This window comes from Flammeovirga sp. EKP202, assembly GCF_014534745.1.
In the GTDB taxonomy this organism is placed as follows: Bacteria; Bacteroidota; Bacteroidia; order Cytophagales; family Flammeovirgaceae; genus Flammeovirga.
In genome coordinates this window covers 71,235-84,911 of record NZ_JACVVP010000027.1, presented here as the reverse complement: position 1 = coordinate 84,911, position 13,677 = coordinate 71,235, and the positions used below count along the sequence as shown (strand labels likewise).

The 13,677-nt window shown below is 37.4% G+C and carries 9 protein-coding genes; all 9 read right to left on the bottom strand.

Annotated elements, in window-relative coordinates; all coding sequences use genetic code 11:
- Window position 1: 1 nt before the first annotated feature.
- On the bottom strand, window positions 2–754 hold the full coding sequence (locus IC221_RS16930; RefSeq protein WP_188170107.1) for an SDR family NAD(P)-dependent oxidoreductase: 753 nt from the start codon (window positions 752–754) through the stop codon (window positions 2–4).
- Between the two features lie 88 nt (window positions 755–842).
- Window positions 843–2,162, bottom strand: coding sequence for an MFS transporter (locus IC221_RS16925; RefSeq protein WP_188170106.1), 1,320 nt, complete (start codon window positions 2,160–2,162; stop codon window positions 843–845).
- Entirely contained in the window at window positions 2,162–2,515 is a 354-nt protein-coding gene (locus tag IC221_RS16920; protein WP_044204794.1) for a cupin domain-containing protein, read from the bottom strand. Before IC221_RS16920 ends, IC221_RS16925 begins: the two co-directional genes overlap by 1 nt.
- 21 nt (window positions 2,516–2,536) lie before the next feature.
- Window positions 2,537–4,765, bottom strand: a complete 2,229-nt coding sequence (locus IC221_RS16915; RefSeq protein ID WP_188170105.1) for an alginate lyase family protein — start codon at window positions 4,763–4,765, stop codon at window positions 2,537–2,539.
- Between the two features lie 5 nt (window positions 4,766–4,770).
- The gene (locus IC221_RS16910) at window positions 4,771–7,110 is read right to left on the bottom strand and encodes a polysaccharide lyase 6 family protein (RefSeq protein WP_223241415.1); all 2,340 of its coding nucleotides are present in this window, start codon (window positions 7,108–7,110) and stop codon (window positions 4,771–4,773) included.
- A gap of 12 nt (window positions 7,111–7,122) precedes the next feature.
- Window positions 7,123–7,884 (bottom strand): PKD domain-containing protein, encoded by a 762-nt coding sequence (locus IC221_RS16905; protein ID WP_188170104.1) that lies wholly within the window; start codon window positions 7,882–7,884, stop codon window positions 7,123–7,125.
- 116 nt (window positions 7,885–8,000) lie between these two features.
- Complete coding sequence (locus IC221_RS16900; RefSeq protein ID WP_188170103.1) at window positions 8,001–9,368, bottom strand: RagB/SusD family nutrient uptake outer membrane protein; 1,368 nt, start codon at window positions 9,366–9,368, stop codon at window positions 8,001–8,003.
- Between the two features lie 5 nt (window positions 9,369–9,373).
- Window positions 9,374–12,436, bottom strand: coding sequence for a TonB-dependent receptor (locus IC221_RS16895; RefSeq protein ID WP_223241414.1), 3,063 nt, complete (start codon window positions 12,434–12,436; stop codon window positions 9,374–9,376).
- A 349-nt stretch (window positions 12,437–12,785) separates the two neighbouring features.
- Window positions 12,786–13,490, bottom strand: a complete 705-nt coding sequence (locus tag IC221_RS16890; RefSeq protein ID WP_044204787.1) for a FadR/GntR family transcriptional regulator — start codon at window positions 13,488–13,490, stop codon at window positions 12,786–12,788.
- Between the last annotated feature and the right edge of the window lie 187 nt (window positions 13,491–13,677).

The window sequence follows — 13,677 nt, the reverse complement described above, 5'->3', positions numbered from 1 at the left end:
ATTATGAGAACATTAATCCTCCGTTGATATCGATATTTGTACCTGTCACAAAAGTTGACTGATCTGAAGCTAAACAAGTCACGAAATCAGCTACTTCTTCTGCTCTACCTTCTCTACCTAGTGGTGTAGAAACAGCTACTTTTTCACGTACTGCTGTTGCTGTAAATGTATCATGGAAAGTAGTTGCAATCATACCTGGGCAAAGTGAGTTCACTCTGATACCTTTTGGTCCTAATTCTTTTGCCATTGAACGCGTGAACGTCATCAATGCACCTTTTGCTGTAGCGTAAGCACTTGCACCTGGTCCGCCACCGTCTTTACCCGCTTGTGATGCGAAGTTGACAATTGAGCTACCTTTTGGCATTAATGGAGCTACAGCTTGTGTCATTAAGAATGCTGTATTTAAGTTCAATTGGATCACGAAGTTGAAGAAATCAAGATCCATTTCGTCGATTTTCTTTCTAGCTACTAATCCACCTGCTACGTTTACTAAGATGTCTACTTGATCACCGTAAGCCGCTTTTGTTTGAGCTACTACGTTATCTACGTCTTCTTTCTTCGTCATATCACCTTGTAAAATGATTGCTTCGCCACCTAGTGCCTTAATCTCTATTAAAGTTTGAGTTGCTTGTGCTTCATTATCAAAATAGTTGATCACTACTTTTGCTCCTTCACTTGCTAATTTTAATGATACTGCTTTTCCGATGTCTCTTGCTCCGCCAGTAACGATGGCTACTTTGTTTTCTAATAACATAATGATTTTGTTTGTTCTCACTTATTCTGAAATGAAATAAATTAGCTACCTCTTGATAACTGAGAATGAATAAGTGAGAGGTTGATTTTTAATTAATTGATTTGATTTCTTTAGCAAACAGATAGATCGACCCTACTCCTAATGGTACAAACGCTGCGATCATCACGAAGATGGGAACGTAAGAGTAGCTTGAAATAACTGGTACTAAAAAATTCATAATGATGACCGAAAATACGCCGACCGTACCTCCAAGTCCTGCCAATGACCCTACTGATTTACCTGTAAATAAATCGCTTGGTATAGTTTGAATGTTGCTGATTACAAACTGGAAACCATACAATACCATGGCTACGATAAGTACAAATTTCAATGCACTGTCTGCCAAAAATATAGTTGCCAATAGTCCAACAAACATGATGATTCCACCGATAAAAATGGTTCTCTTTCTTGCTAGATCTACCGATGCTCCTGCTTGCATCAATTTCCCAGAGAAATAACCGCCTGATACACTTCCCAATGCTGCTCCTACGTATGGAACCCATGCGAAGTAACCAATTTCTTTGACATTGAATCCATACGTATCTGAAAGATATAATGGCATCCAACCTACGAATAACCACCAGATGGGTTCGATAAAGAAACGGGACATTAGTACCGACCATGAAGCCTTTTGTGAAAGAATTGCTTTCATACTTAAACCCGGCTTATCTTCTTTCTTTTCCTCTTGATCACCTTGTATAAACTCCTTTTCTGCTTTCGTGATCCACGGGTGTTTTGCAGGAATCCCTTTATTGATAATTAACCAAGGGATGATCCATACTAAACCTAATCCACCAAGGAATAAGAACGTCTTTTCCCAACCGTAAGTCGCCCAAACAATGGCAATCAAAGGTGGTGCGATGACAGATCCTAATGCCGCTCCGGAATTGAAAATCCCTTGTGCCAAAGCTCTTTCTTTCGCTGGAAACCACTCTGCATTATTCTTTGCTGCTCCCGGCCAGTTACCAGCTTCACCCATTCCTAGCATTATTCTAAATCCTGCAAATGAAGTCACACCTCTTGCCACTGCGTGAAGCATTGTAGCGATACCCCAAACGGTGATTGAAACTACAAAGCCTAAGCGCGTCCCAATCTTATCAAACATCTTTCCAGAAACTGACTGTCCAATTGCATAAGCAATCATAAAGACGTTCAAGATTAATGCATAATCGTTTTTTGTCATGTTCAGATCTTGGGCGATATCCGGCCACATCATTGCCATTGCCAAACGGTCAATGTAATTGATAACTGTTGCCAAACATACCAAACCGATGATCCACCAACGGAGACCTTTTAGCTTAAAACCTCCGGTTGAAGAGGAAACTTTTCCTTTAATCTCCTCCTCAGGTAATTTTATGCCCGTAGCCATTATTTCTGATCGAAAAAGTCTTCACGAATAGGACTAAATACATCGATCAACTCGCCTGCTTCTAAGCAAACTGCACCGTGATCAACGTGAGGAGGAATGTAAAATCCATCTCCAGGGCCGATTACCTTCTTCTCATCACCCACCTGTAATTCAAATTGACCCGATACTACATAAGTGGCTTGACTATGGTGATGCTCATGTACCGTACCAATTGCTCCTTTTTCAAAAAGTACTCTCGCCATCAGAATTTTATCATCGTAACCCATGATCTGACGCTTCAAACCTGGTCCTACTTCTTCCCAAGGTAGTTCGCTTGAAAATAAAAATTCTTTGCTTGCTTTTAATGCTTCCATCTTGCTTAATATTTTATGTTTTTACTGTTTTAAATCATTTTGAAATAGGGCGAATGGACCGCCCCATTTGTACTCTCTATCTTCGATCGTAATCTCATGTGTTGTTTGACCTGATTTGTCAATAGTTGAAATGATGAAGGTCCATTCTTCATCTTGTTTGTTAGTAAAGCTTACCGCTGTATATTCGTCCGTCTGAAATGAAATTGTTACACTATTTATATTCCCGTATGAATTTCTTGAGGCTTCTGTTACCGTAGAATAACTACCGTGAGTTTCTAGTACAGAAGCCATCAGGTTATTCCCTTTTTGCCCTTTTCTTTTCAGAATAAAACAAGGATCGTTTCTCAAATTGAAGTTGGGATCATTAGCACCTAATCTTGCCATAATCAATTGATCTCCTTTATTTGAAGCTACATTTAATGTGTAGAAACGTGTCTTATCAAACCAATTGATCTGTTCGTAATCTTGATCCGCTTCACCTTCTGCTACCTTCCATAAGTGCTGATAACCGTCTTCTTCACCCAGTGGGCTTAAAGTTTGATTCCTTGTCAAATCTATGCTCGATGACATAAACTGACCGTGATAATGATAAGGTAATTCGATTTCTGCCTCTTCAGAAAGCTTCACATTGTAAAGGTCAATCACCAATGGATTTTCAAAGCTCTCATTCGTTACCAAAGCCAATGTTCTGAAGAGTTCAACGCCTTCATACGCATTGTTTTCTTTGGCACTTACCACTTGTACTTTTTGATTATCTGCTGAAAAAACAAACTCGTCTGGAGCAATTCGATCGGCTACTTTTACCTTTCCATCAAACTGCGATTGTCCGTCGATTACTACCGTGTTATGTGCAATGGTCTGCTTCGCCCACGTTTTATTTTCTTTTAAATATCCACCTCCATCTTTTTGATGAATGTTGACATATCTTGCAGCTCCGTAATCTTGAAGAATCTCGTTTCCATCATAATTCAAGCTGTAAGAAAGTCGATCGAAATGTCCGTGTCCCATACCGTGTTGAGTGAACTTCATGATTAGCTCATGTTCCTGACTTCTCAAAACACCGATTCCTCCCTTTTCACCTTGAGGGCCATCACTTAAATAGATTGATCGCTTATCAAATTTCTTTCCTTTTCCTTTGGCTAAACCAATAGCTGATTTCCATCCAGAATAGGTCAACGGCACTCTATTTTGCTTTTGAATCAGGGATAATAAACCTTCATCTTGATTGCCATAATAATATCCTAAAGCCAGTGACAATTGTAATTCTCTTGAGAAATAAGACATTCCTTTTTGAGCGTCATTTAATGGAAAGAACTCTCCATCATCATCTGTTTGTTGCAATAATGCATCAATGGCTTTCAACAATACGCCTTCTCTGTATTCAAAGATCTTTAAGTCCTTCTTTTGATGTTCCAATGAGAGAGCGAAAATCAAGAAAGGATACATCGCATAACGTTGGTAATAAGGACCCTCCGTGTAATAACCGTCAGGTGAAAAAGAGTGATCGATTTGAGCCAAGAAACCTGCTTTCGTTTGTCCTTCTTTTTGAATACTTCCACCATCGTTGTCCGTAGCAGCTTTGGTATCTATTGGCAATCCATACAATGCTTTCTGAATTAAATCTTCATTTTGCATCACCAAACCAATCATCCCTACACCTGCATTGGCCCAAGTACTATGGTTGTGTAAGCGGTTAAAAAAGTGAGGTGTTTCGATGGATAAGAAATTTGCCATCGGTACAAAAAGCTTTTCATTAAATCCCTTTTTCTCTTTTTCGCTTAACCAACTATATATACTTCCGTAAGCTTGACTTGTGTAAACCAACCAATTGGCATCATTTAAACATTGCCAGAAGATTTTCCCTCTTGCGTATGACTTTTCAGAAGGATGCCTCCCCCAAGTCGGGTATTGCTTCAAGTACTTCTCTAAAGTTGTTTTGATCAGTTCAGCGTAAGCTTCTTTTCCTGTAATCTGGAAAAGTAACCCTGCCTTCTGCATTGTAAAGTAATTCACTTTATGTTGGGTATGCGTGTAACCTCCAGCTAGATCTTTGGGAGTTGGAACATCCAAACCACTTTCCAGATAAGGAGCTAATTCCTTTTCTGCTTGCACAAGTGATGCACCAAATAGATTCCCTTGATTATCTACCGCTACGATCTCCTCAACTTCTCCTTCAGTCAGTGTTACTGACTGAGCGAAGAGAGTTGAAACACACATTATAAAGCAAACTACTGTATATAATTTCTTCATCAACATTACTTATTGATCATTTTCACGTTTTCTAAACTGTATTGATCCGAGTTCGCCACCACCTTTTCTGTTTCATCAAATGTGCAGTCTTTGATGATGGAAATGGGCTCTCCGTTGGTCAAGAATAATTTCAGTGGAGCACTCTTTTTCCAAAGGCAATCTTCAACGACCAAATGCTGTACTCCATGGAAAGTCAATGAAGACATTTCCTTATTTCTTTTATCTTTTCCTACCTCCTCGAATGTAGAATTTGTTACACTTACGTTAGGTCCGAAAGTACTTTCATCCGTTCCTCCTCTGTACACATCAGCGATTGTATTTCCGATGTTTTTGAAGTTGGATTGATCGATGATCACGTACTCTGCGTTATACATTCCCAAGTCATCCACTTCTTTATCCAAGGCTAAAATTGCTCCCGTTACATCTTCAAAATTTGTATTTTGAATTTGGATTGTATCCGCCATTGTGGAAGGATAAATCTTTAAGAAGTTGAAAGTATGGTTGATGTTTAAGCTCTTCACTGAACAATCAATCGTCTTGAAAATGTAGTTATCGTTCATAGAGTATTTACTCGTACTGACAATTGCATTTCCAGACTGATCTGGAGCGTCTGAAGCATCAATCAATAAGTTATTCAGTTCTAAATCACCTCCATTTTCGATTTGAATGGCAACTGATTTTTCTGATTTTAATACTGCTTGATCATCACTTTTAATCGTGATGGGATGCATTACAAATAAGGTCTTTGTCAGAATGTATTCTTGACTTCCTTTCAATAGCAACACATCACCTGCTTTAGATTGATTGTAAGCATCAATGACTGTATTAATTCCTGGTGTAACCTCAATGACCTTTCCATCATTCAATCCTAATCTATTTTTATCTTTTTGATAATAAGACGGTCCAACTTCTGCTTTCGCCACTGGTAATTTCACCTCTCCCTCAAAACCAATTTTCTTTAAGATTTTCTTTGAAGGAACCATCAAACCGTTTTCATTTTCTGATAGTTCAAACTCTACTTTTTTAAACCCTTCTTCCTTTGGTGTATTTTCTTCTTGGTTAATGTAATTTCCATTAAAACTAATCCCTGAAATATCATCATACACTGTAAAAAGTTGAGGGTTTGTACTTGTCATCAATACATTTTGATCAAAATGAGAATCTACTGGCGTTGCTGATCTTTCATCATCACTACCCGCACACAACTGAATGTGATCGCTATCAATAATGATGTTGTTCGTGATCTTTGCACCTACCACTTGATTGTAGCGGTTCAAAGGCGAGTTTGGCACTCCATTCATCACTACTAATGCTCCTCTAAAACGGTAGCCCGTCAATCCACTTAAATAGTTATTCTTTACCGTTTGATACTCATTGATGACTCTGATTCCTCCAGTATTGTGTTTTCTATTTCCCAAGAAATAATTGTTCTCCACTAATGTTCTTTCTCCATGACGCATCGTCAACGTACCTTTGCATTCATCAAAAACATTGTTCTGATAAGTGTTACCACATGATTTGTTTGAGATAATTTCTAATTCTCCATCACATGCTTCGAAGTAGTTGTTACGGACAATCGAATTAGAGTTTTTTCTTGAGTAGTGACTAGTACCAATTCTTAATGTTTCACCTCCGTTTGAACCTAAGTTCTGTCTTTTCCCAAAGTAATTGTACTCAATAATATGGTTATTTTCTAAGCTCTCCTCACTATTTAATCGCACTGTAAAAGTCACCCCTTTGTTGCGTTTATCAACTAATGCATTGTGGTCAAAGGTGTTGTTTTTTCCATACATTTCCACCCACTTGTCTGCATCATATCTTTCTGGATTACTGTAGCTTTCTACTACACACTGCGTCACTCTACAGTGGTAAGCCAATTCTTTACTGCTTGTTCTATAGCTAATTACTGCATTGGTAGGTGTATAGCCATTTCTGAAAGTAAGTCCTTCTACTTGAAGGTATTTTCCTGAAATACCGATATAAGACTGTCCTTCTAAGTATACACTTCCGTTTGTTTCTGCTTTTAAAATAATAGGTTGTTGTTCGGTTCCTTCTCCTTTAAATTTGATTTCGGCATCTTTCCAAACGCCATTTTTCATTAGAATAATGTCTCCTGATTTTGCTGTTTTAATCGCTTCTTTTAGTTCTGCCACATCGTTGACTAGCTTCTGACCGTGAGAGACCAAGGCCATAAAAAGTAAGAGCGGTAAGAGTAGTTTTATTTTAGTTGAAGTATTCATTATCAATTCATTTATGCTTCTTTGAATGATTTGAGAGGTACCATCCAGTTGATACTGGATGGTTGTTGTCTGTTCATTTTTACCTGTCGTAATTCGGGTAAACATATGAATTTGCCCCTACTCTACTTTTGCAATTTCTACTAAATCAAATCTTGCCTCAGTATCAACATAATTCAAACTGAATCTTAATTGTGAGGTGTTATTGGCGGTCTCTACAATGTAACTTATATATACGTATTCAGAAGAATTGTCAGTCATTGGAATGTTTTCATCAACAAATTTGATTTCATTGTCAGGGTCTTCTAAAAGTAATGCCCCTGCACTTGTTCCGCTGTTTTTACTTACATAATGGAAACTCACATTGTAAGTCACTCCGCCTGTTACTGCGATCGTCTGATCTAAGTATTGAGAGCTATTTCCAAGTTTCGCTCCTGTAGATTCATCTGGAGGCGTTGGTGACCCAGAACCTGAGAAACTACCCCAAACGCTTCTATCGGAACATTCGAAACTTTTACATTGGAACTCTGGAACTAACTCATCTACCACTTCTACAGTAATAGTCGTATCAGATGTAAGGTTGTTACCGTCTCTTGCTACTAGTTTTACAGTGAAAGATCCTTCCCCTGGGTAAGTATGTGTTGGATTTCTTTCGTCCGAAGCATTTCCATCACCAAAATCCCATTCAAATTCTCCTGCTGAAATAGAGTTATTAGTGAATAAAATTTCTTTGAAACTTTCTGTACTTGATTTGTAAGTAAAGTCTGCTGAAGGTGGTGTTAAATCCTCAATTGACCCCACACCAGGCAATTCTTCAGTACAAGCAAATAATGCTGCACTTAAAGCTCCTGCCAATCCTATATATTTTAAAAATGATTTCATGATTTGCTTATTGAATTGTTCTTCAAAAATTTAAGAGTAGGTTGGGAACAATGTTTCAAATTTCACGTGCGTTTCCCTTTATTTAATACTTATTCCCAATACTACTTTTAATGGAATTAGTAGCCAGGGTTTTGTTTTAATAACCCGTAACTTGTATCTATTTCTCTTTGAGGAATAGGAAGTAATAATTTTGTTCCGTTGAATGTGAATCCATTGTCCGATGCAAATGCACCCATTACTTCTTCCGCTACTCCAAATCTTACCAAGTCATAAAGTCTATGATTTTCGAAGCCTAACTCAACTCTTCTTTCCAATAATAAAGCTTGCTTAGTCAATGTACTTCCTGCGTCTAAAGTAGGCATTCCTGCTCTTGATCTGACCATATTGTAAGCGTCTACCGCTCCTGCATCAGTAGTTGTTTCTCCACCTGCTAAAATTGCTTCAGAGTACATCAAGTAAACATCTGCCATTCTTAAGACAATCCAATCATTTCCACAAAGTCTGTTATCCGATGAAGAAGTGATAAACTTACCATTTTCTTTGTCATCCTCTGGATTGTAAAGTACGGCTGTTCTTTCGGTATCTGCTGCATCTACATTGGCTTTAAAATCATCTGTTACATAATTCAAACCACTGTTTTTACCCAATTTTGTGAACTCATAAGAGAAGTCTTGTGATTCTTCAGCATTATCATTGAGAAACTGAATAGCGAAGATAATTTCAGAATTTAATTCAGTGTAAAATACATCTGTGTAATTTTCCTCAAGACCATAATCAGCATTATTCATTACAGTTTCTAATAAGCTTTTTGCACCTGCATAATCACCCGTTGTCAACTTCACTTTTGCCAATAGTGCTTGTGCTGCCGCTTTTGTTGCTCTTCCTTCTTCAATACTTCCTCTCTCAGGAAGACCCGCAATTGCTTCTGTCAAATCCTGATCAATTTGTTGGTACACTGTAGTTGTGGCTATTCGCTCAGTAGTTGTCAAATCACCAGGTACTACAACCTTGGTTACTAACGGCACATCACCAAAACCTCTGGACAAATTGAAATACATCAATGCTCTCACAAATTTTGCTTCACTTTCAAAAATTGTTTTCGAAGCGTCATCTGTTACCACATCTAGTGATGCAAGTACTTTATTCGCTCTGAAAATTACATTGTAACAATCGATCCAATACGTTGATAAAGTACCATTTGTAGGAGATACGTTCATGTGCTCAAATTGTGCCCACTCTCCTTCACTGTTCTTTGATTTTGAGTTATCAGAGCGCATTTCTGTCAATGCAAATTCTCTCAAAACTGTACTCTGAAGACCATCATACATCGCAAATGTTGCCGCTTGTACTTCTGAAGTGTTTTGGTAAAATCCATTATCCCCTATCGCTGAAAGAGGCTGAAGGTCCAATTGGCTCTCACAAGATGTTAATGTTGCTGCACCTAACATCAAAGCGGAGATAATATTTAAATATTTCTTTTTCATGTTTCTTAGAATGATAAGTTAACGCCTGCTGAGAATGTTCTGTTGATTGGTGCTGCACCTCTCTGATAACCGTAAGTTAAAGGTGAATTCAACCCTTGATTAATACCTTCTGGGTTATAGCCTCTATAGTCATTCCCCATGATGTACAATAAGTTTTGTGCTGCAACATAAATTCTCATCTTGTTGATACCTACTTTGCTTATTGCAGCTTTCGGTAGAGTATATCCAATATTCAGATTACGTAAAGCGATATAAGAAGCATCCATAACAATATCATCTGTAAATATTCTTTGTACCACTTTGTCTGCATCTGGGAAGAAATTCGGGTCTTCTTCATCTGTAATATAATCTTGGTTTGAGCTAAACTGATTATTTACATACTGAGGGTCCATGTTTCTTACTTTTGCACCATGCGAACCTTGGAACATAATGCTCAAATCAAAGTTTTTGTAGTTGAAAGTATTCGATATTGACCAAATCATTTTTGGATATGGAGAACCTAATATTGTTCTATCATCTGGATCAATAATACCGTCACCATTCAAATCTTTTACATAGATGTCTTGTGATTCACCGTTGATTGGGAAGAAAGGATTTTTGATGTAGTTCAATGGAATCTCTTTCTCTACCACATAACCATAAAACGATGACACCGGATGACCTTCTTTTGCAATCCATTCTGCTGGTCTTTTGGAATCTACGATAGAGATCAAACCATCAGCTCCAGCCATGCTTACCAACTTATTTTCATTTAAAGATAAGTTACCAGTTGTAGACCATTTGAAACCACCTTTATCTATATTGGTTGTTCTTAATTCAAACTCAATACCTCTGTTTTCAACTTCACCTAAGTTGACAATGGCATCACTAAATCCAGTAGCTGACGGGATTGGTCTGTTCAATAATAAGTCTTGGCTATTTTTCTTATAAAGGTCAATACTAAATCCGAAACGGTCTTGGAAGAAACCTACATCAATACCTGGGTTGATCTCAATTGATTTCTCCCATCTTAATTGTGGATTTGATAACGTAGACTGATTAAAACCTGTATAAGTATTTCCGTTGAAAACTGCACCTACCGGTTCTACTAGACCTATTGATGGATAACGGCCTACAATTCTATCATCACCATCATTACCAGTTACACCATAACTTGCTCTAACTTTCAGGTTACTGATAATTTCACTGTCTCTTAGGAAATTCTCTTCTGATATTCTCCAACCCACTGAAGCTGCTGGGAATACACCAAATTTATTATTTTCACCAAACTTAGAACTACCATCCGTTCTGAAACTTAGTGTAACAAAGTATTTGTCTTCATAACCATAGTTTACACGACCTAAATAAGATACCAAAGACTTCTGATCAGCTGAAGTGGCTGCTCCTGTTACATTGTTGGCAGGAATTGTATTGATGTAATCAAAGTTATAACCATTGGCTTCAATTGAGCTGTAATTTCTATCCCAGAACTCAAAAGCAAAACCAACAACTGCATTCAAAGAGTGCTTATCTGCAAATCTCTTGTTGTAAGACAACGTATGCTCTGTTATAATATGAAACTGATTTTCCGTGTTATCATATGCTGAAGTACCGGCCTCCTCGTTTCTACTTGCCTTTACACCTGTATAGCGATGATTTCGTGTATTCTTGTAATCGCCACCTACTGTAGATCTGAAGTTTAATCCATCAGCAATTTTATATTTTAAATAAAGGCTTGTGAAAAGCTTTGTTTGGTATTTTCTATACTCTCTTTCTAAAATCTTAGCAATCGGTGATGCGTTTGACGTTGTACTGATGTCTGTTCCCCCAGATTCTACTGGCATTCCAGCATCTAAATCATAATCATCAAACATTCTTTCCATGGTATAATCACCGATTTGAGTATTTGCCCAACGACCTGACTCACGCTCACGGTTAATATACTGCTCATTGTTTTCATCCACATATTGAGGCAACCAAGGCGATTGACGAAGGGCATCGTGTACACCAATTGGGAATCTTCTTTGATTACTGTATGAAGGGTTTAATTTCAAACCAAATGACAAACGCTTGTTGACTTTAGTATCTACACTCAAACGGAAATTGATTCTCTCATAGCTGTCTGTTAATAACACCCCTTCATCTTTGAGGTAGTTACCTGAAGCTGAATACTGTGTTTTTTCTGAACCACCTCTTGCTGAAAGTGAGTGACTTTGGATTGTACCACCATCCATGATTACATCTTGCCAATCGGTCTCCGTTCCCAACTCATTGATGTAACGCATCTTGTCTGTTAACTCTCCCTCGTTATTTTCTCTTACAAAAGCATTCCATTCACCAACAGTTTTTAAAACATCGTTCCCCGGAACTTCCTTTACACCGAAGAAACCATTGTAATTAAATGTTGCTTTTCCTTCTTTACCTTTTTTGTTGGTGATCAAAATAACACCATTCGAACCTCTTGAACCATAGATTGCTGCAGAAGAGGCATCTTTTAAGACCTCAATTGATTCCACATCATTCATATCCAATGTGCTCATATAATCTTGATCCACTACAACTCCGTCTACTACAATCAGCGGATTAGGGAATGATGTAATTGAACCCACACCACGAACACGGATGGTTGGTGCTTCACCTGCAGCAGGGTTGGTCATTTGAATATTTACACCCGAAACTTGACCTGCTAATGCGTCATCTAAACGAGCTGCTGGAATTTCGTCCATTTTATCACTCGTTACTTTTGATACTGCACCCGTTAAGTGTGATTTCTGTATAGCACCATATCCTACGACCACAATTTCTTCCAATTGACTTGCTTCCTCTTCTAAAGTAATGTTCAATTCTGTCTGTGAAGTAATAGTGACACTTTTAGGTTTACATCCAATAAAAGAATAAGTAACAACGTCTGATGTTTTAACCATCAATTTATAAATACCATCAAAATCGGTAATTGTACCTTTTGCCGATTCATTACCGTTGACCACAATTGTAACACCCGGAAGAGGCATTCCTTCTTGATCAACGACCTGTCCTTTGAGCATGTAAGCCTCCTGAGCATAAGTTTCTGAAGTGCATAAAAAAGCCATCAGACTTATTACAGTTAGTAATATTCTAGATAAATAATTCATTTTATTTCATATAAGAGAGATAGCGATAGATGTTATTTCACGATTGTAGCTAACGATAAGTTAAATACATACGCCATTCATCTATTTGCTTAAAATTTTAATAATTAGTTAGGATGCAGGTTGTGTTGTAGGTTAGATAAAAATTTGTGTTTACATAATTGAAATATTATCTTTGAACCCTAAGATGTTTCTAATGCGGATGATTTTGCCGATGACCCTGCTTATGAAAATCTTAACCTGCATGGATTAGCATTATTTATATTGTTAATCCATTTTTTTTGTGTCTTTGTTCATATCATAGGCATTTTTAAAGTTTAGTGTCAAGAATTTCCTTTAAGTGATTATACATTGCCAACTCTGCTTTTTCAGGCTCTCTGTTGGAAATATGTTCTAAGATTTCATAGTGTTCTTCCAATGCTTTTGAAGGTTTTGTCCCTGTACAGATATCATTTTCTTTAAAGAAAGTGATGATGTCTGGTGCTACAATCAACATCAACGACTTCAAAACATTGTTTTTACTTGCTTCCGCAATTTTAAGATGGAACATTAAGTCGTGTTCCACTGTATCATTTCCTTCTTTTACCGCTTTTTCATAGGCTGCTAATGCACTTGATATAGAAACAATATCTTTTTCATCACGACGCATTGCTGCAAAACGGGCTGTATTCTGTTCCAAAATCACCCTAGTCTCCACTAATGATTTAAAGTCATTTCCTTCTAAATCAAGAACATCGGTAATTAGACCTTCCAAAGCTGTAATGCCAAAACCTGCCACTACAGTGCCACTTTGAGGTAGCGTTTTTAGAATGCCATAAAATTCTAATTTTCTAATAGCATCTCTAACGTGTGTACGTCCGATTCCAAAATGTTCGCTCAATTTTCTTTCAGATGGTAATTTATCACCTGGCTTCAATTGACCTGAAGATATTAATGTCTTGATCTGCTTGATGATTTTATCAACAGGCTTTTCAATTTGAATTTTTTTGAATGTATTGAATACTGTCTGCTCCATTTTCGTTTTACTTATAAACTGGTAGACCAATTTACAAACATTTACATTTCACTTCCAAATCAAAAGACAATTTTATTTTAAAAATCATCAAAATAAGCCTTAAAATACTTGTTTTCTACATTTTAGTAGGCTTTTGTAGACAATGATCAAAGAGTGCTATAATAGTTCGTTTTTCTACCTAAATTAA